Below are 21,992 nucleotides of genomic sequence, written 5' to 3'. Positions count from 1 at the left end.
TTAGGAATTGCCTCATGTTCAGTAACACTAAGCGAGCAGTTATGCTTACGTTACTGGCAAGTGCAGCGAACTTAGTGTTCGCTGCACCAGCTCCAGTATCAGAAATCAATAACTCTACCGCAACCTCTACAACTTCTTCTAGTCCCGCCACTAGCGAATCTGATATTCAACGTCTTGAAAGATTATTGCAGAACCGAAATCGAGTTCAGTTGCAGATGCAACAGCAAATTGATGAGATGTCTCTTGAAATCAGTGAACTGCGTGGTCAGCTAGAACGAAATAGCTATGATATGCAGCAAATGTTGGAACGCCAACGTCAATTGTTTATCGAATTAGATCGTGTACGCAATGAAGTGAAAACCTCAGGTAACGCGGTTGTTTCAGTTGATAACGCAGCTGAACCTGGTGATTCTACCGGTACTTTTAGTACGGATGTTGATGAGCAAACTGCTTATCAAAATGCTGTAGATATGATTTTAAAGCAACGCGACTATACTGGTGCGATTGCTGCATTTCAGCAGTTCCAAAAAGACTTTCCTGATTCGACGTTTACGCCTAACTCGCATTACTGGTTAGGGCAGCTTTATTTTGCTAAGAAGCAAGACAAAGAGGCAGTAAAAAGTTTCGCCGCTGTAGTTGCTTACTCTGATTCGAATAAACGAGCAGATGCTTTAGTTAAACTTGGTGATATTTCAGCTAGAAATAATAATCAAGAACAGGCTAAAAAGTATTATCAACAAGTGGTCGCTGAGTACCCAAATAGTGCTTCAGCTAAAGTCGCTAAGACTCACTTATAGTGAATAAAAGAAGAGGTGCATTTAGCGCCTCTTTTTTCATTTTATCCCTATCCATAATCCTTTTTGATCCTTATGCCTCTCAGGTGTAGAATGCTCGTATTATAGGAAGTTGCATAGAGCAAGAGCAATGAGCCACATACTAGACAAAATTGAAACCGTTTACCCTTTTCCGCCAAAGCCAGTACCACTTAGTGATGCTCAAAAATTGGCGCATCTTGCAAACATTAAGCAGCTATTAAAAGAAAAAGACGCTGTTTTAATTGCACACTATTACACAGATCCTGAAATTCAAGCGTTAGCTGAAGAAACCGGTGGTTTTGTCGGTGACTCTTTAGAGATGGCTAAATTCGGTAACCGTCATTCAGCAAGTACTTTGATCATTGCTGGGGTACGTTTCATGGGCGAATCTGCAAAAATTCTGACTCCTGAAAAACGTATCTTAATGCCAACATTAGAAGCGGAATGCTCATTAGATCTAGGCTGTCCCGCTGATAAATTCTCTGAGTTTTGTGATGCTCACCCTGACCATACCGTTGTTGTTTATGCCAATACTTCAGCAGCAGTGAAGGCTCGTGCTGACTGGGTAGTCACGTCAAGTATTGCTCTAGAGATTGTAGAAAGCTTAGATGCTGAAGGTAAGCCAATTATTTGGGGACCAGACCGCCATTTAGGCTCATACATTGCCAACCAAACAGGTGCAGACATGCTGCTTTGGCAAGGTGAATGTATTGTCCATGATGAATTCTCTGCAGATGCTCTGAAGAAAATGAAATCAGTTTACCCTGAAGCCGCAATTCTTGTGCACCCTGAATCACCAGCTAGTGTGGTTGAACTTGCAGATGCTGTTGGCTCAACAAGCCAGTTGATTAAGAAAGCAAAAGAGCTGCCTCATAAGCAAATGATAGTGGCGACTGATAAAGGCATTTTCTTCAAAATGCAGCAGTTGGTACCTGAAAAAGAATTGATTGAAGCTCCTACTGCAGGCGCTGGTGCAACTTGTCGTAGCTGTGCTCATTGCCCATGGATGGCAATGAACGGCTTACAAGCGATCGAAAATGCACTTGAAAACGGTGGTGAACAGCATGAAATCTTCGTTTCTGAAGAGTTAAGAGTAAAGTCTTTGATCCCATTGAATCGAATGTTGGACTTTGCAGAACAGCTTAATCTTCAGGTGAAAGGTAATGCTTAAGCGCCATTAAGCCATATCAACAAAAACCAGCATTGGCTGGTTTTTTTGTATCTGCTTCATTATTTATATGTTTCGCTTATTGAAGTTGAAGTTGAAGTTGAAGTTGAAGTTGAAATTGGCATAGCGGTGAAGCATTATGAACCATAAAGTAAGCCATAAGAGGTCGAAAAGTAATTTAACATGATGATTTGGCTACAATTAAAACGTTGGGTACAGGCAAATGTTTTTGTACTGAATGGGAAAAATTTATTTCTAAGTTTTCTAGGGTACTCCGTTTTATCATGGTTACTCCTAGTGGCTGCAAATGAAATAGCGTTAACAGAGTCGTTCACAACTTTTATCTATTACCTTGTAGTAACGGGTTCTACTGTTGGTTATGGTGATATGTCACCAACGACCGACTTAGGACGTTGGATTGTGATTTTATTTGTAATACCTGGAGGCTTAAGTCTATTTGCGGGGATACTTGGCAAATTAGCCACTGAAGGCATCCATTATTGGCGAGCTGGTTTATTAGGAAAAAGGAGAGTACGGGTGGAAAATCATATCTTGATGCTAGGGTGGAATGAGCAAAGAACCATACACCTTATTCGTATGCTGCAACATGAAGAAACAGGTAGAAGACCTATTGTTTTGTGTACTCGTTCAGATATCGAAAACCCGTTACCTGGAGAAATCAGTTTCGTTAAGGTCAATAGCTATACTGATGGTAAAGAAATGGAAAAAACAGGGATAGAGAGTGCGAGCTGTATTCTTATCGATAACCCTGAAGATGATATTACACTTTCTGCCGCTCTATACTGTGCTAATCGAAACCCCAAAGCACACTTGCTGGTTTACTTTAAAGATGAAGCGTTGAGTGACCTTCTTCATCAGCATTGTCCTAATTCAGAATGTATTCCGGCTGTGGGTGCTGAAATGTTAGCAAAAGCCGCGGTTGACCCAGGCTCAAGTGCTTTGCATCAAGAGTTACTTAGTTCCACTAGGGGAATGACTCAATACTCAACGTACTACCCAGAAGGTTCGCCAACAATCACGGTTTCACCTATCTTTTCGATGTTTAAAACTGATTATCAAGCGACTTTAATTGCTATTGATGTAGGTAACGGAATAGAGCTGAATCCAGACCTCAGCACAGCTATAGCTGCAGGTACTAAGCTGTTTTATATTGCTGATGAAAGAATTGATAACTTTGATTGGAAGTCATTAAACGTTGAGAAATAAATTTAGTCACACAGCGTTAATTTTGCGTTGATGGCATCGTAAAATAAAAGGTCTCAGAAATACTGAGACCTTTTTAGTTTTGCACTGGAGAAGGCGGTAACTGATCTGTTTCAGTCACATATTCTCCTAGTATTATTGCTCTTCAGCAAGCGCAATACCACGTTGAGTGATTCCGCATAGCATTACTGGTACAGCGTTGAAGATCTCTTCAAATTGCTCCAAACCTTCGATGCCTTGTTCTGCTAATGTTGCAATAGAAGTATCAGGGTCAAATAGCATGCTTAATGAGAGTAATACACCGCCAAGCAAAGCATTATCTTCGCTATCTTCAGGCATTAATGTTTCCCAGTCATCACGAGACACTTGCCAGCCTTGCAGAAAACCTTCACAAAAATCACGAGCTTCGCTATTCACAACTTCTTCTTCATCAAGTTTGCAAGCTTCAGGCCAAGTCCAAGTGCCTTCAATTAATGCAGGACGAGTACTGTTCCAAAGTTCGATAATTACCTCGATGTAAGACTCAAGTTGTTCACCATCACTGAAAGGTGCAACTTCTTCGCCGCCCCATAAAAAAGGTAGCCACTCATGCGGAGTTAACACATTAGGAGCTGACGCCATTGAAGTGACAAAGCCAAGAGTTTTACTTTCTGTTAGAAGCTTTCCTTGAAGTTCAGGAAGCGCAAGAATGTCTTGTAGAGTCAAAGTTAGATACCGTAAAGAAAAGAGGATATTGCGTTTATGATAACAATCGTAGAAGGAACTAAAAAGCTTGAAGTAGCAGATTATTCTCGATAGTTTAAACTAAAAAGAAAACTACGAAGAATTATGCATATACGGTCGTCTTTAAAGAAAAAAAGTATGATAGCGCTTGGTTTGTACCTCGCGTTTTTTATTGCCATCATTGGTAGCGTGACTTACTTCGTTGTCGAATCGCCCGTGCGAGCCAAATTGCAGCAAAATCTAGACCTTAGAACTCAATTACTCTCTTCTTTTATTACAGAGCCACTCAATAGCTCTCAAGGCTTTTTAAATAGCATTGTTGGATTAGCCCAAACAAAACAAGCCACTCCTGAGTTAGCCCTTTTATTTACTTCCTTTCTTTCAACAAGTGATGACATTATTGTCAGTGCTGGTATTTGGCCCGAACCTTATGCTCTTAGTCCAGATAAAGCACTTGATAGCCAATTTTTCAACAAGGCGCCCGGTGGTCAGGTTGATCAGATTTTGTCCTATAATAATCCTCAAGCTCTCCCTTACCATCAAGAAAGTTGGTATACCTCGGTAGTAAATCAAGCTCCGGGATTAGTCTTCTGGTCGGATGTGTATATTGATCCTTATACTCATATTCAAATGATCACCGCATCTATGCCTTACTACCTTAAAGGGGAGTTTTCAGGTGTAGCGACCGTAGATTTATCATTAGATGAACTGCTTATCTTTATTAAAAATCACGCTGAAGAATATGAATTAGGTATTACTTTAAAAGATCAACATGACCAGGTACTTGTCACACATGATTTTAATCTCGTTGAAGGCATATATATAAGTCAGCATCAGTTTGGTCAGTTTGAATGGACCGTCGATGTCGTTAACTCTAAGCGTTTAGTCGCTGATGAAGTGTTTCACCAAGTAATGAGCGTTGAAAGCGGTATCGTTCCATTCCTATTACTTTGTGTGATGGCTGGTTATTACTTGCTTAATCGTTACTTGATAAGCCCAATTACCAATATTGCGAAGAAGCTAGATGATTCCAAGACTGGTGGCATTATTGATCTTACTTACACGAGTCAGGATGAAATTGCTCACCTAATCAATACATTCAATGATAAGACCATTTATTTAGAAGCCGAGAAGGTCAAAGCGCAGGCCTCAACCAACGCAAAAACCGCTTTTCTTGCCACTCTCTCACATGAAATACGGACTCCGATGAATGGGGTTCTAGGTACTGCTCAGATCTTACTGAAAACAGAACTGAATGAAGACCAGAAAAAACATCTTAAGAGCCTATATGATTCTGGTGATCATATGATGACGCTATTAAATGAAATTCTAGACTTTTCAAAGATAGAGCAAGGTCATCTTGATTTGGATAAAACCAGTTTCCCTCTAGATTCCATTATCGGCAGTATCAATAGTGTTTATCACACCTTATCGACGGAGAAAGGTCTGCAGTTCAAGGTCTATTCAGAAGTACCAACAGAAAGATGGTATTACTCTGATAAAGCGCGTTTAAGGCAAATATTGTTTAACCTATTGAATAATGCTGTGAAGTTTACTTCGCGTGGTTTTGTTGAAGTTTACTTAAAAGAAGTCCATGAAGGGAGTCACACTTACTTATCAATCAATGTTCGAGATACAGGCATTGGTATCGCAAAAGAAGCCCAAGACAAAATATTTAAACCATTTGAGCAAGCGGAATCTTCTACCACACGTCGTTATGGCGGTACTGGCCTCGGTTTAGCTATTGTTAAGAAAATCACTCAATTAATGGAAGGGGATATTTCTGTCACTAGCGAGCAGGGTATAGGAACAAGTTTTGATGTTCGATTAAAAATTCAACCGTGTAAACCAGGGTCAGTTGAAAACCTAATTCATAGAAATCTCGACTTCTCGGGAATGAAAGTTCTCATCGTTGAAGATAACCGAACTAATACCATCATCATTGAAACTTTTATGAAAAATAAAGGATTTGAATGCAAGAGTGTTGAGAACGGAGAGCTGGCAATACAGGCTGTAGCTGCCGAATCTTTTGATTTAATCTTAATGGATAACCACATGCCTGTTATGGATGGTGTAGAGGCAACACTTGGGATCAGGGCTTTAGTGGGCGATGGCCGTTCAGTTCTTATTTTTGGCTGTACAGCAGATGTATTCAAAGAAACGAGAGAACGCATGTTAGGGGCGGGAGTGGACTACATTATCGCGAAACCAATCGATGAGCGTGAGTTGGATGACGCCCTTTATCGCCATTTAAAAAAGTTGTATCAATACTGTCCAGAAAAACAGCCATCGGAACAGTTTGATGAAAGTTCTGAAGATCTTCTTGTCGCGTTGTATGTAGCAATGGAAGATCAAAATGCTGATGCCGCTAGCTTGGTGCTTACCAAATTAAAACCCCTTGCCTTAGCGAAAAAAGATGACCTGCTAATTGATACAATTAACGATTCAATTCAAGCACTAACCAATTCTTCATTCCCAAATAAAGAAAAAATTAATCTGATTACTGTGAAGTTTTCAGATATTTAGTTGTATTAAACTTTCAGTAATTTAATTTCAAAATGAATAAAAACTAGACAGGGGTCACTTTTTTGGTGATTCCATCTAGTTCTATACGATTTTTTGGTTGTTAATTTACCTCTTGGTTTTATCTTTGGAATGTAACACTACAAATATTGTGATTTAATAGCGATATTCTCTGGGTTACTTATCTGTAGCCTTTTTATATGTTACTAAATTGCTTCTTTGGCAGTTGTATATTTTGGTGGTAGTGCAATGAAATCTCGTGGTCCATTTTGTCTTCGCAACGCAGCAGCGGATACATTTGCTATGGTCGTTTTCTGTTTTATCTCAGGAATGATTGTTGAGATTTTTATATCAGGCATGTCATTTGAGCAGTCACTTGCTTCTCGTATGTTATCGATACCAGTCAATATTGCTATTGCGTGGCCATATGGTGTATTTCGTGATTGGGTTTTACGTAATGGAGCGAAGCTGTCAAGCACTTCATTGATGAAGAATGTTTCTGATTTAGCCGCTTATGTGCTTTTCCAATCGCCGGTATATGCAGGTATCTTGTTTGCTGTTGGGGCTTCGACGGATCAAATCGTTACTGCTGTCACGAGTAATGCTGTGATTTCATGTGGTATGGGCGTTCTTTATGGCTACTTCCTTGATATGTGCCGTAAGTGGTTTAAAGTACCAGGTTATTACCAACAAGCTTAAGGCTTAGTGTTCTATATCTATCTGAATTGGTTTGTTTTTGATCTAATGAGTTATTTTGTAATCAAACAAACATAATTAAATGGTTTTTTTAGTGAAGTCACTTGACCGCAAGACCGATAGACATTAAATTAGCACCCCGTTGAGCAGCAAGCTTAACAAACAATATGGTGAGGTGTCCGAGTGGCTGAAGGAGCACGCCTGGAAAGCGTGTATACGGCAACGTATCGAGGGTTCGAATCCCTCCCTCACCGCCATATTTAGAAAAAAGACGTCTTAGGGCGTCTTTTTTCGTATCTGAAGCTTATATTTCCCCAGCATAGACAAAATCTCTAGTCTTAACCCAACTCGCACATACTTCAGTGGTCTTATTCAAAATTAAATTTAGTTTATATAGCTGTTTTAAAGTAATTTTTGAACTCGCTCGGCAACCATCTGATATAGAGGCGTTAGATCCTTGAACCTAACGCACACTTAATATCCTGAAAGAAAGTTCTTGAAGTCTTATAGGTAGGTCGTGGTATTTATTTGGCTACCGATGCTTTTGCTAAACCACTTAGAACCCCTGAAATATTATTGATTACAGCATCACAGCCTTCAATGTCATGACGTTTCATTAAGTAACTAGGGTTGTTATAAGATAGCCAAACTTTATTATTTACGTCTTGGCTGACTAAAACCTTTTGAGGTAAGTCGATAGCAACGTTCTGGGCACATTGCATTAAAGGCGTACCTACCTTTGGGTTACCGAAAATAATGACTTCTGTCGGGCGTAACTCTAAGTCGACGCTTTGAGCGTTTTTCTGGTGATCTACTCTAGCGAATAGGGTTAAGCCTTTACTTTTTGCTAGTTCTTCAAAGCGGTCCGCGGTTTCTTTTACTGAATAATTACTTTCATATTTGACTAAGCCGTTAGAAGCAACAGCAGAGAACGATGCGAAAATTAGAACTAGTCCTAATGATATAAACTTTTCCATTATCATGTCCTTTGAGGTTAACTGATTTAATATTGTTTGTTGTTTTGTAGCGTCTAAATAGTGAGGTGCTAATGCTTCATCACCATAAGTATAGTGGTAAGCCTTTGTACAGTTACTAAATCGACAACTTATTAATATTTAGTCGGGTTTTCATCAATATCTAGGTTTGGCTTGTTAAACCAGTTGAAAAGCTTCTTCCATTTTATTGGCATCATCGGAATAACGATGAGACTAATACCAACAAGCGTCAAAAAGTCTGGGATCTCGTCAAACCACATCACGCCAAATAGAGTGACAAACACCAGTCCTGAATATTCTGCGAGTGCAATTTGGCTGGCTGGTGCTTTTTTATACGCAATCACCACTAGGGCGTGGTACCCAAGCACGAATAGATTGATTGCCATAATCCATCCAACATGACGCCATTCAATTGCAGCCCATGAAGGTAGAGCAAGGGCTAATGCAAGCGGTAGAGTCATAATGCTGGTCCAAAACAGCGTAGAGATAATATGTTGTTCTGCATTAAGACGCTTTATCAAAATATTTCCAACTCCCATCGCAAGTGCACTCCCCAAACCAGCAATAGCAGCCCAATGAAATTGCTCTGGTCGTAAGACGATCAATACGCCTATAAAGCCAATCAAAGTTGCCACCACTTTGGATGATGTTGGCTTTTCTTTCAATAACACGATGGACAAGGGAAGCATGAGTATTGGTCCCACATAGAACATTGCGTTGGCAGTAGCCAAGGTAAGGTGTGTGATAGCAATCATGGCACAGCCACTACCCACTAAAATAAATTGAGCGCGTAAGAAGTTGATACGACAACCTCCTTGCATACGCGTCTCTTTAGGTAGTTTTAGCCAAAAAGGAAGCAGGAGCATTACACTCAATAGCTGGCGAATGAATACATACTGGAATGTGGGAACTTCACCATTTAAGACTTTGAGTGAAACATCTGAAAAGGATGCAAGAAGGTTAGCTAGCACTAAAAGTAAAATGGCGTGGTTGGTGACTTTAGTCATACTTAAATGGGTCTATATATTTGTCATACAATTATGGGCGCACATAATACAGGAGATTTGAAAATAAGTAAGAACTAAGTTTTAGGTACCTTGTGCCTTTTAATTGCGGGAATGATGAGTTGTAGCACTTACAATATGGGCGAGATCAAATGCTGTAAAGAGTCTCATCTATATACTTACCTGCCGAATGAGTCGTGATTCATTCCTAAGAAGAATATTTTTAATTATTAATTGGTTTTTACAATGACAATGAAACAAGTGGTACTTTGTGGTCTTGCTGCTAGTCTGGCTGGATGTGGTGGAAGCAGTAGTGGCGGTGACTCCAGTAGCGTTTCAGTTACAGGGAAGGTGATTGATGGCTATATTATCGGAGCGACAGTTTATCTAGATTTAAACTTCAATAACCAGTTAGATGCGAATGAGCCAAATGTTATCACCCAAGAGCAAGGTGAATTTGATTTAACTATCCCATCAACTTATCGCGAATGTGCGCAGTACGTCCCTATCGTAGTGGATGTTCCCGAAGGTGCAATTGATACTGACTTTCCTGATACACCGATTGAAGATGCTTATAAAATGGTGATCCCGCCACAATACGCATTAAGTACAGATGAAGATTTATACAATCTAACACCACTCACTTCTGTTGTTTGGAGTGAAGTAGAAAAAGAGCTTTTCGAAAATACGTCTCAAGAGCTTTCTTGTGATTCAATGCTTAAAGAACAAGAATTAAGAGAAGATATTGCTCAGCGTCTTGAAGAGCAAGAATTACGAGTTGCGAACCGATACAACATTACTGTAGATGATCTTTATGGTGATTATATTGAGTCAGGCAATGACCAAGTACACCAAATCGCTCAAGACATCGTTCCTGGTCTACAGAAATCTTATGCTGATACGCGTGAATTGATCGCTCAATACCCACAAGCAGATTTAGCATGGGTTGAATACTTCTTAGGGAAATGGGATAGCTCAAATAGCAATTATGATGACGCGTGGTACCGATATCAGTTTGTACAAGCATCCAATGGTAACTTCGAATCAGAAACTTATGAGATGTCTGACGACCTAAATACTAAGGTTCTTCTTCACGATAAGAATGTAATGGAAACCACCGTTCGAGATGGTGTAAACATTGAGAAAACGGTTTCTCTAGAACCTGCTAATACTGGCTACCACTGCTCTTTGAGCGAATGGCTTGAAACCATTTCACAGAAATCATCAGGGGTTCGAAATACAGTATATGGGTTAGCAGGAGATTGGAGCGATTGCGATAAAGGCATAGTTAACGATAAATTCATTGTTCAAGCTCTCGTTACTAAAGACTTCCAAGGTCATGAGTTAATCAGTTATACAGAGCACTCTTATGATGAAGGCAATGATAGTGGTTTTACCCATTTAATTGGAGTAACAGATACCATCACTGAATCCGATCTGACACCGGTTCGAAGTGCTATCAATACTGATTTCTATAGCGAAGAAGGACATGGCGCGGACTTTTGGTCACGAGTGATGAATGAGTCTGGCGAAGACCCAAGTCAAATTATGACTAGCCATACTAGTGATGGAGAATGGCAACGCTCAACATACTACAAAAATGGTACTCATAAAAAAGAGTGTGGAACGTCAGAAGCTGATTTGTCTGAAGAAAACTGCTCTAAATAGACGCTCAACGTTTACATTTGTCATTAAGTTGAATATGTCTAAATAGAATCGCTACAGGTAGAGCTGTGCTGAAATGAGATTAGAACCAAATCTTGGTTTTATGCTTTTCAAGTAAAACGATTTATCGTCAAAAGCCCAACTACATTTTTGTAGTTGGGCTTTTTAATTTTCACCTAGATAAGCAAGGCAATATTCGAACGCACGCATACTTGCGGTGGAGCATGCATAAAGAGGAAATCCGACGCGTAAAAGTAACGAGTCATATCATAAAGTACTGAATAGAATCTGCCTTATGATTCAATTGTCGATTTATATGCTGTGCTTTCTTTCAATTAACCATGTGTAGATACCATTATTTTTATCTTATATAGAATTAAGAGTGGCGTGTAATGGTAAATCTGGGTCATAGGTATTGTTTATAGTTTTATTCGAGGCAACCAGTGGGTGCATCCGCTTAAGAGCATGAAATTGAGCGAGCTGAAGTAAGAAGTAAGAAGTAAAAAGTAAGAGCCATGTACCCATAATTCACCATTTAACGAATAAGCAGGTAAACGATGAAAAGTAATTTGAATGCAATTGAGAAAGCGAGTGTTGGTATTGTTTCTGTGGCTATTGCCAACTCATATTGGTCTTGGGTCGAAATTAACGGCGCAATGAACGTCGTGTTTGTTGGTTTACTTTTACAAGTATGTTTAAGCTTCTTCATCTGGCTTGAGGGTTTCACTGCTGATAAATGGAAAGCAAAGGGCGAAGCTAAGAAATACAAAATAGGACGCGGCATTACTTCTTATATTTCACTGGTTGGCGGTAAGTTTGTAACCATGGGTATTACTTCAGCATTGTTTGGTGGCTCTGTTGTTCTAAGTGGTTATTTTGGTGGTTTAGTTGCCTTTTTCGGCATTATTTTCCTGATTATGGGTTTAGAAAAAATAATGGAACAAGTCACAACTGGCTTCAAGCAAAAACCTGTGAGTGTGTAATCTAGATGCGGTTAATGTATGCTGTCTTGCCTAACTAATATAGGCTTGTTTCTCTAGCATGTGTAGTGTTGCTTGCTCAGTGCTATGAAGGGAAATATGCCAATTTTCAACAAGCTCATCCTTAGTTCTGTCCGCTTAAGCGCTTTATCATTATCATTTTCAGGTATCAGTATGTCTCGCAGTCAACGTCTCTTTGATTTACTTCAGCTACTTCGCTGTTACAAGTTCCCAGTGTCGGCTGAAGAGTTGGCAAGCAAGTTAGGTGTGAGTACTAGAACCATCTACCGCGACGTTGCCACACTGCAAGCTCAAGGCGCTGAAATTGAAGGTGAGGCAGGGCTTGGTTATATATTAAAGCCAAGCTTCGATCTTCCGCCAATGATGTTCACGATGGAAGAGCTTGAAGCGCTAAGGCTCGGGGCTGAGTGGGTAGCAAAGCAAGCAAATGGCGAATTTAGTGAAGCGGTCATCAATGCGCTCGCTAAGATTTCGGCAGTATTACCAGCAGGACATAAAGCCAAACACAGTGAAGACATTGTTCGTGTTGCTTCTATTATTAATATCCCCAAAGTAATCGTTGAACTCTCAGAGATTAAACAAGCTATAAAAAACGAATGTAAGGCAGACATTACTTATATCGATGCGAAACAACGCGAGAGTAAAAGAGTAGTTTGGCCTATGCTCATTGGTCTATTTGAGCAGTATCATGTGTTAGTTGCTTGGTGTGAAACAAGACAAGGTTTCCGTAACTTTAGACTCGATAGGATTCAAGGCTGGCATAAAGAAGATCTCAAATATCCACGTTCTCGCCATGAACTGCTTTCAGAGTGGGAAGCACTAGAAAAGATTAGTAAGAAAATCTATCGCTACTGACAAAAACTGTCACTTCTATCTATTACACTCATGTTTCCATTCAATTAAAGTGAAGAATTTATGATGTTTAGCCTTGATTCAATTGTCCTTTATGTTGACGATATTCAACGTAGCATGGCGTTTTATGCAAAATCTTTTAACTGCGAGCCTAAGCTTCTTTCGCCAACGTTTGCCGCTCTTGATTTTGCAAGCAATGTGAAAATTACATTGAAGCAGGCTGACGTATTAACACCGGCTAGCACCGTTAAAGGCGGTGGAACTGAGCTTTCAATTCCAGCAACGGACAGAGAAGCATTAGATGCTTTGTTCGAAAGGTGGAAGCAACAAGGGGTTGAGTTTGCTCAAGAGCGTGAAGAGTCTGTATATGGTATTAACTTTGTTGCTTTAGACCCAGATGGTCACCGAATTCGAGTCTTCTCCTAAATCACTCCTTGTAGTTCAATAAGGCAGTTATAAATACTGGCTTATTTTGTATCTAGAGTGGCAGCTATTATTTTTGAGCATTGAGCATTGAGCATTGAGCATTGAGCATTGAGCATTGAGCATTGAGCATTGAGCAGAAACCGTACTCTCGACATAAAGCCAATGGGCATTTCAGCTCACCCTATATTTTAGTGTCCACCAAACTTATAGATATGGCTGCTTAGTTCCTTCATTATCGAATTAAAGGAATTAAAAGCTTGTTGAATTGATCGGCAAGTATCATATTGCCCTTAATGATACTGTTTACCTTCGTGTTTAGATTACCCACTAATGAATATACTGCTGATTTTTGCTTGCTTGATTCTCCCTATAACCTTCGTCATTGGTGTGCATAACTTAATTGCTCACTTAGTTATTCCAAGGGTTATGCGGTCACGAGCGAGCCGATCGCTTTACTTCATGTCTGCTTTCATTGGCGTGCCAATTCATGAGCTGTCACACGCTTTCTTTGCTGTTTTGTTCAGGCATAAAATAGACAAAATGTGCTTGTTTCAGCGAGAGAACAGTGGGCGGCTAGGGTATGTTCAGCATCGCTGGAATACTCGTTCTCTATATCAAGTTATCGGTCTGTTCTTTATTGCCATTGCTCCGCTATTTGGTGCGGGATTAGTGATAGTGCTGAGTCGGTATTCTTTTAATATCCCAATCGATGGTTTTCATTATGCTTCTCAGGCTACCAACATCGTAGACTTGGTTAGTGTGATTTACTCCAATATGACGGTGTTGATTCACTCTGCACTGAGTCAGTGGCATGCTTTTGTTTGGTTGATTGTGATGTCATTGATTAGCTTCCACTGTATTCCAAGTCGCACCGATTTCAACCATGCACTGAAAGGTTCCTTTATTGTTCTTGCTGTAATTAGCTTGTTGCTGTTGGTTTTAGACGTTCTGAATTTTCAGACTGCGAGCAATGTTATTTTTGCAGTTTGGTCTATAAGTGTGACTATGTTGAGCCTTGTATTTATCTCTTCGTTACTTTGGTGGGGCATTCTAATTTTGTTCTCACTAGTGCCGAAACGTTAGCGTTTTTATATTTTCCGATTCAAAACACATGTCACTATTGTTTGATATATTGGAAAAGGCGTCAGGGTTAAGTAGAAACATTAAGGGTATGAAATGGAATTAGAAATATTTGTTGTAGATGCATTTTCAAAAAAGCGCTTCGGTGGTAATTCCGCCGCTGTGATTGTAGTAGATGATTGGCTAGAAGAGGCGGCTATGCAGTCGATAGCGGCTGAGAATAATCTATCGGAAACGGCTTTTGTCAAACCATTAGACGGCAACCGATTTTTCATCCGTTGGTTTTCACCACTAACCGAGATTGACTTCTGCGGTCATGCCACATTAGCTTCTTCCTTTGTTCTATTTAATTACTTGAATGTTCAAACAGAAATTCAGTTTGAAACCCTCGAAGTGGGCGTGTTAACGGTAACTCAAGAAGCTGATTCGCGCATTGTGATGAGTTTTCCAAATCAGAAGCCAGAAACCGTTAGCGAGATTCCTCAGAATCTATTGGATGGGCTAACAATCAAGCCTGTTCAAGTGCTTAAAAATCGCCAGGCTTACATTGCCGTTCTCGAGTCGGAAGAAAAAGTAAGAGAAGTCGAATACAACACTGAGCTTTTGAAAAAGTTATCTCCTTTAGATGTAGTGGTAACTGCTAAAGGAAGTGAATACGACTTTGTATCTCGATACTTTTGGCCAGATAACGGCGGCTTAGAAGATCCTGTCACTGGCTCTATTCATGCTGGACTAGCACCATATTGGAGTGAGCAGTTGGGTAAAACTGAGCTTGTTGCATTTCAGGCTTCAAAACGAGGCGGAGTATTGTACTGCTCGCTTGAGAAAGATCGCGTATTAGTCTCTGGATATGGTGTTTTATATCTGCGAGGCAGTATTAATATTTAATACGGTTTGAGTAAATGCATACGCATAAAGTTGCTAGCATTTAATGCCTTTCATACTATCACCTTGAATATATCAGTTACCTAATACAGCGGTCATATTTAAGGTGAGAATGATGGAAACCAAATCAAAGCTAGGCAGTGAAAATCAGTTAGATAGCCAAGACAAGTTACACCGTGGGGATGTGTACTTTTGTGATGACGAATCGCTAGTGCATCAACAAATGCAGTGTTTAGATATTCTATATGACTTTAATCAGACTCGGCCAAGTGAGATGAAAAAGCGTGGTGATATCTTACATTCCTTGTTTGCTGAAGTCGGTCAAGATTGCTACATCGAAGCACCCTTAAGAGCCAATTGGGGCAAACATACTCATTTAGGTAATAATGTGTATGCAAATTTTAACCTAACCCTAGTGGATGATACTCACATTTATATTGGCAACTCGGTAATGATCGGTCCTAATGTGACGATTGCTACGGCAGGTCACCCTATTGATCCCGAACTACGTAGAAAAGTCGCTCAATTTAATATTCCTATCCATATTAAAGATAACGTTTGGATTGGGGCTAACTCAGTTGTTTTACCGGGTGTCACGATAGGCGAAAACTCCGTTATTGGAGCTGGGAGTGTGGTGACCAAAGACATTCCAAGTGGAGTCGTCGCTGTGGGCAACCCTTGCCGTGTCATGCGTTCTATTAATGAGCGAGATAAAGAATTCTATTATAAAGACCGAAGAATTAATCTAGCCCCAAATGATGCAGAGTAAGGTTACCTTGGGGGATTAATGGAATTCTCAGTCTTATGTATATAGGTCTTAATTATACAGTTCGTATTCACGCTCTTATTTACATAGCCTTTATTACATAGATCTTATTAACATAGCCCTTAGCCTGAATTCTGAGCTTGCATGTCAGGGAATTTTCTTTGGTATCTAGGCAACATTGACTCATTACCTAAAATACCACCTTGGTGAATATACAAGATAGTTTTGGTCGGGTTATCTTCTTGCCACTTTTCTAAGCATTGCCACATAAGAGGGTCGTAAAGCAGGTCAAACTCAACATCGGTTTGATATTCTAGATCTAACCAAGTTTGATAATCTTCAGCGTATAGCTTTCCAAAATGGTGTTTGTAATCGAGCGATAATATCTGTGGATGATCACTTTCATTCAGTTCATTGAATTGAGCCGTTAAATACTCACTTCCCCCCACGCAAGGGCAGGTTAACACTGGGATATTATGTGTTTTTAGGTACTTATGGAGATAAAGTGCAGTGCATCCAGTTCCGGATGGGAGTGCGACAACAAAGTCATGACTAGGCTCAAAACGAGTCCAACTCAGTACTTCCATCGCTAGCTGCTTAATACCGTATTCAGATAAAGTGGAACGCCCACCTTCAGGTAAAAAGATACAGTGAGAATCTGGTTGTCTTACTTGAGTAATATAATCAGCAGGATGAAGCCCAGTTTCAGTTTTCCCTACTTCAATGATCTGAGCACCTAAATCTAAAGCGCCACGATAGTTACCTAAAGGACGTTCAATGAGCCATTTAGGAATATGGTCGACATAGAATTCAAACTTCCAACCACGGATTCTTGCTAACGCTGCCAATGAATAAAATGAATTCGCTTGCGCAGAGCCGTAACTGATCAAAGTCGTTGTGTTTGGGTGACTATCTTCTAATAGTTTCATGAACTTTCGGGCTTTATTGCCAGAAAAGTGTGAATGGAGTTGGTCGTCTCGTTTTAAGAAGAAAGTTCGGTCGTTGATTTGGTGCTGGGTGATAGGGCTGTTAGTTAACTTCATAATCAGGCTGGCTAGAGTAGATTTTAGAATTATCTAGCAGGGAGCTTGATCTGTAAATGAATAGCATCAACCTTTAGTGATAAATGCAGCGTGATGGCGCTGCATTTACTGCATCTACTGCATTTAATAAGAGACTAAGAGACTAACGAACTAAGGCTTGAAAATGATTTGAGCAATGCAGCCACCAGTAGGTCGATTTTTTAATTCAAAACCCCACTCGAAACGATTACACAGATCTTCAACCACCAGCAAACCTAGCCCATGGCCATTTGGGTTATATTGCTCCTGGAGTCCTTCGCCTTCATCTTCAATAGTGATTTGAAATTCATGTAAAGTGATGTGAACTTCACCATTAGAAGATGTGGCTGCAATAGCATTCCTTATCAAGTTACCGATCAACATATTCATAATAGCGGCAGTTGCATGAATGTGAGGCTCACTTTCAATATGAGTGAGTAGGGCTATCTCTTTTTCATTCGCTTGTGCAGAATTTTGTTCGATGATGGCGTTCAGTTCATCCTTATTAAATAAGCGGATGGGCGAGTCATCGCTGTTTCTTTCATAGCGCACTAAGCCAAGTAAGGCATCAACCATAGTCGACATTTGGATAATTGCATCGTCGATTCGCTCCACTTGGCGGCTTTGGAAATCGGTCATTTCACTGCGCTGTAATAGCTTATTTGCACCTCTCACCACGGTTAACGGCGTGCGTAGTTCATGGCTGGAATAGCGTGCAAAAGCTTGTTCGCGCTTCACTAGTGAATTAATTTCTCTGCGATATTCATTCAATTGTTCGGTTAACTTCCTAAACTCAACAGCGGCTCCATCATTCACGGAAAACTCTTCGTTGAGATCTTGGGTATTCATTTCAAGCTGTCCTGCTAATGAGTTGAAAGGTTCAATAAGGCGTTTAGACAAGCGATATAACAAAGCCCCAAAACTGAATGATAAAATGGCGAAGAGGGTGAGGACTAATATACTCGAATAAATTAACTCATTGACGGAGAACTCCACCCGGTCAATTTCAGAGAGTAGCACCAGTGGATGAGTTTCACCTTTGTCTGAATACTCACCAATATAAAGCATTCTAGAGTGAGGATCGTCACCCACTTCTCCGATGAAGCTGTCGATACCATCAATGTATTGGTTATATGCCTCGGGGATAATCGAAAGGTCATTATAAGCAACCGTTAAAGAGTCTATTTGAATGACTCGTTGAGTACTGGATTGAAAAGCTTCAATAGCAGCACTTCTATCAATTAAGATTCTTCTTTCACCCACTCTATCTTCAGAAATGTATAAAGCAGCATTGAAAATGACATAAATGAAGCCTGCGATAATCACAGACATCAATGCAAAAAATATGGCGAGTCGCCCTGTTAGAGTTTTGGTGCTTGATACTAGGTTAAGAATCAATTGGGTTGCTCCAAGCGGAATCCGACTTTAGGCACAGTGATCAACATTTGTTTTGAGAATGGTTTATCTAACTGATTACGAAGCTGATAAATATGGCTGCGAAGCACATCATTATTTGGTTCGTCTTCTTCCCATAATTTGTACGAAATCTCTTCTCTTGTCACTACTTGTGGGGCAGCTTGGCATAGCATTTCTAGAATCGTGTAAGTCGTCGGGTTGAGTGCGAGTAATTTATCTTGTCGGTAAGCTTTTCGAGTTTTTTGGTCAATAGTCAATTCGCTAAATTGAAGCTTAGTTGATGCAACATTTCCACGGTAACGGCGAACCAATGCCTTCATTCTTGCTTCAAGAATATCCAAATCAAATGGTTTCGTGAGGTAGTCGTCTGCGCCATGATCAAAGCCTTTCAGCATATCTTCTCGGCTGTCTAAAGCGGTGAGCATTAGAATGGGTGTAGTATTGCCCGCATCGCGCAATTTATTACATACCGTTAAGCCATCCATTCTTGGCAGCATGAGATCTAATATAATGATGTCAAAAGAGTTATCTATGGCAAGTTGTAATCCTAGCTCACCATTATCTGCGTAATCTAACTCCATACCAATGCATTCAAAATAATCAAATAGTACACCAGCAATCTCGCGGTTATCTTCAACTAGCAGAACTCTTTTCATGTCTATCTCATACTCGTAATTGACCTTAGCTATCATCCTGATCGAGTGTGAAAAATATGTCAACCACATAACTTTCATGATGGGGTAGTTATTGTGTCCTCAGTTTAAATAGATATAGAAGATAGTCTCATGCCGAAGTTAAATATTAGACGACCAGCCAGCCATAAAGAGCATATAAAACCTGCGATTTCACTTTCTATTATTGTGCCATTTTATAATGAAGAAGAAGTATTAGGTGAGTTCCATTCACGTTTAACTTCTGTGCTTGATGGCTTAGAAGAGAACTGCGAAATTATTTATATCGACGATGGAAGCACAGATAAAAGCTTAGCAATGGTTGAAGCATTCAAATCAGTCAACAGTGCTATATCTGTGATTGGCTTGAGCCGTAACTTTGGTAAAGAAGCGGCGATGAGTGCAGGTCTTGAACATTGTCGTGGGCAAGCGATCATTTTATTAGATGCGGATCTTCAAGATCCACCAGAATTGATTCCAGAGATGATGGCTAAATGGCGTGAAGGCTTTGATGTTGTCAATATGCAGCGTAAAGAGCGCAACGGAGAAACTTGGTTTAAAAAGTTTTCAGCGGCAAGCTTTTATCGCGTAATGAACATGCTAGTCAAAATTGACGTGCCTGAGAATGTGGGTGATTTCCGTTTATTAAGCCGTGAAGTTGTCGATCACATTAACCAACTTCCAGAACGTAACCGCTATATGAAAGGTATTTTCTCCTGGCCTGGATTTAGACAAACCACCATTCAATTTAATCGAGACGCTCGTTTTTGTGGCGAAACCAAATGGAACTATTTGAAGTTGATTGGTTTGGCGATGGATGGCATCACATCTTTCTCTATTCGACCACTGCGAATTGCCTCTGTGATTGGTGGCTTAGTTGCTTTGAGTGCCTTTGTTTACGGCATGTTTATCGTTTTTAAAACCATGATGTTTGGTGAAGCCATTTCTGGTTACCCTTCAATGATGGTTGTCCAACTTGCGTTAGGTGGCATTCAGCTGTTAAGCATCGGGCTTTTAGGTGAATACATTGGGCGCATCTTCATTGAAACTAAAGGTCGTCCTTTGTATTTAATCCAATCCGTAGCCGATACACCTGCATTAAAAAATAGTTTAGCACTTGAGGAATCAGCATGAGCTTCAGCTTAAATAGAACTCATTTATGGAGCTTACTCGCTTTTGCTCTTCTACTTAGGTTGATTTCATTAGCCACCTACCCGTTAATGGATACCACTGAAGCTCGCTATGGTGAAATGGCTCGGTTAATGGTTGAAACAGGTAATTGGCTGACACCACAATTTGATTACGGCATCCCTTTTTGGGGCAAGCCGCCATTGTTTACTTGGATGAGTGCTGTAGGCATTGAATTGTTTGGGCTAAATGAATTTGCTGTTCGTGCTCCGCACTGGCTAGCGGGTGTGATGACCATCGGCATTATTGCCTTTATGGCCAAGAAAACAGGCCAAAGTGCTTTGGTTGCCTGTGTGGTATTAGCAACGTGCGGTATTTTCTCGATTGCGGCAGGCGCTGTGATGACAGACATGGCACTGACACTCGCAATGACTATGGCGATGGTGGGCTTTTATTTCTGTTGGAAAGGCGATGGCAGCGATAAAATTAATAAGCTGTGGGGTTACCTTGGGTTTGTTGGCTTGGCATGTGGCTTATTAGCAAAAGGTCCTGTCGCTATCGTTATTATGGGCATTGCTGTTTTTCCGTGGTTAGTTTTGCAGCATGGGTTTATTGGTGCATTTGTTCAGTTGTGGAAGCGTTTCCCTATTGTGTCAGGCATCATCATAATGCTGGTTATCGCATTGCCTTGGTACATTATGGCTGAAGCGGCAACACCAGGTTTTATCGACTATTTTATTGTGGGCGAACACTTCAAGCGCTTTGTTGTCAGTGGTTGGGAAGGGGACTTATATGGTTCAGCCCATAATGAAACAAGAGGAATGATTTGGGTCTTCTGGATTCAGTCTGCAGCGCCTTGGTCTATCGTATTGCCTATTTTAGCGTTTATACGCAGAGATAAAGTAAAGCAGGTGAACTCTGAGCAAAAGGGGCTCTTCTCATTCTTGATTTGTTGGTTAATCTCACCTCTTATTTTGTTCACTATGGCTGGGAATATCTTACCCGCTTATGTTTTACCTGGTATTCCAGCTTTAGGCTTATTGATAGCAATGCTGGTGGTGGAAAAAGATAAGAAGTGGTTCTCTAGTGTTGCTCTTGTTTTGCCTGTGATGTTAATGATCGCCATGTTACTGCTCAATTTAGGTAAAGCTAATGAGAAAAGTGATCGCGTTATCTTCGAACATATTTTAGATGATGCACCAAGCTTCTATATTGGCTCTCGTCCATTTTCTGGGCAGTTTTATAGCCAAGGTCAAGCAAAGAAATTGACGGATAAGAATCAGCTAAATGATGTTTCAAAATACTATTTAATAGGTAAGAAAGCGGAAGTTGAAGCTGGTATTCGTGAGAATGCACTGACTTGTGTTTTAGAGCCAACACCTGAAGCAAAGCGAGTATTGTTCACCTGTACGAATACTGGTGTGCAAGATGAATTAGTGACTCAGTTAAATAAAGATACAACCATGGCTTTGAATGAACAGTAAAGTCGTTAAGTTTGCCCTTGTTGGTGCTGGTGGCTTTGTCGTCGATTGCACTGCTTTTGCCATACTGCATTACTGGATAGGTTTACCGTTAATGTGGGCAAGAGGTGGCGCATTTATTGTTGCAGCAACCAGCACTTGGTTTGGCAATCGAGTGTTGACCTTCGAATACAAAGGAAATGGCTCTTGGAAAGAGAACGTAAAACAATGGCAAAAGTTCATGCTGTCAGCGTCTTTTTCTGCGGTACCCAATCTAGTATGTTTTAAAGTGGTCAGTGAGCTATTACCTGCTTTTACAGGAGCTATGTTTATCGCGATGGCTATCGGGGTATTAGTAGGAATGGTGAGTAACTATTTACTTAGCCAATATTGGGTTTTTGCTCGGTAGATCATCATTTCTAATTACTTGGTG

The 21,992-nt window shown here is 40.3% G+C and carries 21 protein-coding genes and 1 tRNA gene; 16 read left to right on the top strand and 6 right to left on the bottom strand.

Annotated elements, in window-relative coordinates:
- Positions 1-14: 14 nt before the first annotated feature.
- The 3 genes from ybgF to F0226_RS00410 all read left to right on the top strand — a co-directional run bounded on the left by ybgF (position 15) and on the right by F0226_RS00410 (position 3,210).
- Complete coding sequence (gene ybgF / locus F0226_RS00420; RefSeq protein ID WP_171733774.1) at positions 15-797, top strand: tol-pal system protein YbgF; 783 nt, start codon at positions 15-17, stop codon at positions 795-797.
- A gap of 127 nt (positions 798-924) precedes the next feature.
- Positions 925-1,986, top strand: a complete 1,062-nt coding sequence (gene nadA / locus F0226_RS00415) for a quinolinate synthase NadA (RefSeq protein WP_171733773.1) — start codon at positions 925-927, stop codon at positions 1,984-1,986.
- Between the two features lie 180 nt (positions 1,987-2,166).
- Positions 2,167-3,210, top strand: coding sequence for a potassium channel family protein (locus F0226_RS00410; protein WP_171733772.1), 1,044 nt, complete (start codon positions 2,167-2,169; stop codon positions 3,208-3,210).
- A 132-nt stretch (positions 3,211-3,342) separates the two neighbouring features.
- Here the strand turns inward: F0226_RS00410 and F0226_RS00405 are convergent, their stop codons facing one another.
- Positions 3,343-3,912 carry a UPF0149 family protein gene (locus F0226_RS00405; RefSeq protein ID WP_171733771.1) on the bottom strand — a complete coding sequence of 190 codons (570 nt, stop codon included), beginning with the start codon at positions 3,910-3,912 and terminating at the stop codon, positions 3,343-3,345.
- Between the two features lie 156 nt (positions 3,913-4,068).
- Here F0226_RS00405 and F0226_RS00400 point away from each other — a divergent pair, with 156 nt between their 5' ends.
- The 3 genes from F0226_RS00400 (at position 4,069) to F0226_RS00390 (ending at position 7,406) form a co-directional block, all read left to right on the top strand.
- Positions 4,069-6,456: a hybrid sensor histidine kinase/response regulator gene (locus tag F0226_RS00400; RefSeq protein ID WP_171733770.1), complete on the top strand. Its 2,388-nt coding sequence runs from the start codon at positions 4,069-4,071 to the stop codon at positions 6,454-6,456.
- Between the two features lie 246 nt (positions 6,457-6,702).
- On the top strand, positions 6,703-7,152 hold the full coding sequence (locus F0226_RS00395; protein ID WP_171733769.1) for an L-alanine exporter AlaE: 450 nt from the start codon (positions 6,703-6,705) through the stop codon (positions 7,150-7,152).
- A 166-nt stretch (positions 7,153-7,318) separates the two neighbouring features.
- Positions 7,319-7,406, top strand: a tRNA-Ser gene (locus F0226_RS00390).
- A 267-nt stretch (positions 7,407-7,673) separates the two neighbouring features.
- On the opposite strand, the gene F0226_RS00385 is transcribed toward F0226_RS00390, so the two are convergent.
- Together F0226_RS00385 and F0226_RS00380 are read right to left on the bottom strand one after the other, a co-directional pair.
- Positions 7,674-8,126 carry a DUF302 domain-containing protein gene (locus F0226_RS00385; RefSeq protein ID WP_171733768.1) on the bottom strand — a complete coding sequence of 151 codons (453 nt, stop codon included), beginning with the start codon at positions 8,124-8,126 and terminating at the stop codon, positions 7,674-7,676.
- Between the two features lie 131 nt (positions 8,127-8,257).
- On the bottom strand, positions 8,258-9,151 hold the full coding sequence (locus tag F0226_RS00380) for a DMT family transporter (protein WP_171733767.1): 894 nt from the start codon (positions 9,149-9,151) through the stop codon (positions 8,258-8,260).
- A 243-nt stretch (positions 9,152-9,394) separates the two neighbouring features.
- On the opposite strand from F0226_RS00380, the gene F0226_RS00375 reads away from it, so the two are divergent.
- The 7 genes from F0226_RS00375 to F0226_RS00345 all read left to right on the top strand — a co-directional run bounded on the left by F0226_RS00375 (position 9,395) and on the right by F0226_RS00345 (position 15,826).
- The gene (locus tag F0226_RS00375) at positions 9,395-10,816 is read left to right on the top strand and encodes a hypothetical protein (protein WP_171733766.1); all 1,422 of its coding nucleotides are present in this window, start codon (positions 9,395-9,397) and stop codon (positions 10,814-10,816) included.
- Between the two features lie 554 nt (positions 10,817-11,370).
- A complete protein-coding gene (locus F0226_RS00370) occupies positions 11,371-11,796 on the top strand; it encodes a hypothetical protein (RefSeq protein WP_171733765.1) in 426 nt (141 codons plus the stop codon).
- A gap of 171 nt (positions 11,797-11,967) precedes the next feature.
- Entirely contained in the window at positions 11,968-12,669 is a 702-nt protein-coding gene (locus F0226_RS00365; protein ID WP_171733764.1) for a YafY family protein, read from the top strand.
- Between the two features lie 63 nt (positions 12,670-12,732).
- Positions 12,733-13,092 carry a VOC family protein gene (locus tag F0226_RS00360; RefSeq protein WP_171734015.1) on the top strand — a complete coding sequence of 120 codons (360 nt, stop codon included), beginning with the start codon at positions 12,733-12,735 and terminating at the stop codon, positions 13,090-13,092.
- A gap of 330 nt (positions 13,093-13,422) precedes the next feature.
- Positions 13,423-14,175, top strand: a complete 753-nt coding sequence (locus tag F0226_RS00355; RefSeq protein WP_171733763.1) for a hypothetical protein — start codon at positions 13,423-13,425, stop codon at positions 14,173-14,175.
- Between the two features lie 93 nt (positions 14,176-14,268).
- Positions 14,269-15,060 carry a PhzF family phenazine biosynthesis protein gene (locus tag F0226_RS00350; protein WP_171733762.1) on the top strand — a complete coding sequence of 264 codons (792 nt, stop codon included), beginning with the start codon at positions 14,269-14,271 and terminating at the stop codon, positions 15,058-15,060.
- 112 nt (positions 15,061-15,172) lie between these two features.
- Positions 15,173-15,826 (top strand): sugar O-acetyltransferase, encoded by a 654-nt coding sequence (locus tag F0226_RS00345; protein WP_171733761.1) that lies wholly within the window; start codon positions 15,173-15,175, stop codon positions 15,824-15,826.
- 119 nt (positions 15,827-15,945) lie between these two features.
- Here F0226_RS00345 and F0226_RS00340 read toward each other — a convergent pair whose 3' ends face one another.
- From F0226_RS00340 to F0226_RS00330, 3 genes are all read right to left on the bottom strand, one after another.
- The gene (locus F0226_RS00340; RefSeq protein ID WP_171733760.1) at positions 15,946-16,866 is read right to left on the bottom strand and encodes a pyridoxal-phosphate dependent enzyme; all 921 of its coding nucleotides are present in this window, start codon (positions 16,864-16,866) and stop codon (positions 15,946-15,948) included.
- A gap of 150 nt (positions 16,867-17,016) precedes the next feature.
- Positions 17,017-18,282 carry a HAMP domain-containing sensor histidine kinase gene (locus tag F0226_RS00335; RefSeq protein ID WP_171733759.1) on the bottom strand — a complete coding sequence of 422 codons (1,266 nt, stop codon included), beginning with the start codon at positions 18,280-18,282 and terminating at the stop codon, positions 17,017-17,019.
- The gene (locus F0226_RS00330) at positions 18,279-18,956 is read right to left on the bottom strand and encodes a response regulator transcription factor (protein ID WP_171733758.1); all 678 of its coding nucleotides are present in this window, start codon (positions 18,954-18,956) and stop codon (positions 18,279-18,281) included. The genes F0226_RS00335 and F0226_RS00330 overlap by 4 nt, the downstream gene beginning before the upstream one ends.
- Before the next feature lie 129 nt (positions 18,957-19,085).
- Here F0226_RS00330 and F0226_RS00325 point away from each other — a divergent pair, with 129 nt between their 5' ends.
- From F0226_RS00325 to F0226_RS00315, 3 genes are read left to right on the top strand one after another with little or no spacing between them, the layout of a single operon-like run.
- Positions 19,086-20,105 carry a glycosyltransferase family 2 protein gene (locus F0226_RS00325; RefSeq protein WP_171733757.1) on the top strand — a complete coding sequence of 340 codons (1,020 nt, stop codon included), beginning with the start codon at positions 19,086-19,088 and terminating at the stop codon, positions 20,103-20,105.
- Positions 20,102-21,583 (top strand): glycosyltransferase family 39 protein, encoded by a 1,482-nt coding sequence (locus F0226_RS00320; RefSeq protein ID WP_171733756.1) that lies wholly within the window; start codon positions 20,102-20,104, stop codon positions 21,581-21,583. Before F0226_RS00325 ends, F0226_RS00320 begins: the two co-directional genes overlap by 4 nt.
- Positions 21,573-21,968, top strand: a complete 396-nt coding sequence (locus F0226_RS00315; protein WP_171733755.1) for a GtrA family protein — start codon at positions 21,573-21,575, stop codon at positions 21,966-21,968. Before F0226_RS00320 ends, F0226_RS00315 begins: the two co-directional genes overlap by 11 nt.
- Positions 21,969-21,992 lie beyond the last annotated feature (24 nt).

It is taken from the genome of Vibrio sp. 99-70-13A1 (genome assembly GCF_013114625.1).
Classification (GTDB): domain Bacteria; phylum Pseudomonadota; class Gammaproteobacteria; order Enterobacterales; family Vibrionaceae; genus Vibrio.
This window is presented reverse-complemented; position numbering and strand designations above follow the sequence as displayed.

Coding starts and splice junctions, on each gene's coding strand:
- ybgF (WP_171733774.1), top strand. CDS start 15: ATGTTCAGTAACACTAAGCGAGCAGTTATGCTTACGTTACTGGCAAGT.
- nadA (WP_171733773.1), top strand. CDS start 925: ATGAGCCACATACTAGACAAAATTGAAACCGTTTACCCTTTTCCGCCA.
- F0226_RS00410 (WP_171733772.1), top strand. CDS start 2,167: ATGATGATTTGGCTACAATTAAAACGTTGGGTACAGGCAAATGTTTTT.
- F0226_RS00400 (WP_171733770.1), top strand. CDS start 4,069: ATGATAGCGCTTGGTTTGTACCTCGCGTTTTTTATTGCCATCATTGGT.
- F0226_RS00395 (WP_171733769.1), top strand. CDS start 6,703: ATGAAATCTCGTGGTCCATTTTGTCTTCGCAACGCAGCAGCGGATACA.
- F0226_RS00385 (WP_171733768.1), bottom strand. CDS start 8,126: ATGGAAAAGTTTATATCATTAGGACTAGTTCTAATTTTCGCATCGTTC.
- F0226_RS00380 (WP_171733767.1), bottom strand. CDS start 9,151: ATGACTAAAGTCACCAACCACGCCATTTTACTTTTAGTGCTAGCTAAC.
- F0226_RS00375 (WP_171733766.1), top strand. CDS start 9,395: ATGACAATGAAACAAGTGGTACTTTGTGGTCTTGCTGCTAGTCTGGCT.
- F0226_RS00370 (WP_171733765.1), top strand. CDS start 11,371: ATGAAAAGTAATTTGAATGCAATTGAGAAAGCGAGTGTTGGTATTGTT.
- F0226_RS00365 (WP_171733764.1), top strand. CDS start 11,968: ATGTCTCGCAGTCAACGTCTCTTTGATTTACTTCAGCTACTTCGCTGT.
- F0226_RS00360 (WP_171734015.1), top strand. CDS start 12,733: ATGTTTAGCCTTGATTCAATTGTCCTTTATGTTGACGATATTCAACGT.
- F0226_RS00355 (WP_171733763.1), top strand. CDS start 13,423: ATGAATATACTGCTGATTTTTGCTTGCTTGATTCTCCCTATAACCTTC.
- F0226_RS00350 (WP_171733762.1), top strand. CDS start 14,269: ATGGAATTAGAAATATTTGTTGTAGATGCATTTTCAAAAAAGCGCTTC.
- F0226_RS00345 (WP_171733761.1), top strand. CDS start 15,173: ATGGAAACCAAATCAAAGCTAGGCAGTGAAAATCAGTTAGATAGCCAA.
- F0226_RS00340 (WP_171733760.1), bottom strand. CDS start 16,866: ATGAAGTTAACTAACAGCCCTATCACCCAGCACCAAATCAACGACCGA.
- F0226_RS00330 (WP_171733758.1), bottom strand. CDS start 18,956: ATGAAAAGAGTTCTGCTAGTTGAAGATAACCGCGAGATTGCTGGTGTA.
- F0226_RS00325 (WP_171733757.1), top strand. CDS start 19,086: ATGCCGAAGTTAAATATTAGACGACCAGCCAGCCATAAAGAGCATATA.
- F0226_RS00320 (WP_171733756.1), top strand. CDS start 20,102: ATGAGCTTCAGCTTAAATAGAACTCATTTATGGAGCTTACTCGCTTTT.
- F0226_RS00315 (WP_171733755.1), top strand. CDS start 21,573: ATGAACAGTAAAGTCGTTAAGTTTGCCCTTGTTGGTGCTGGTGGCTTT.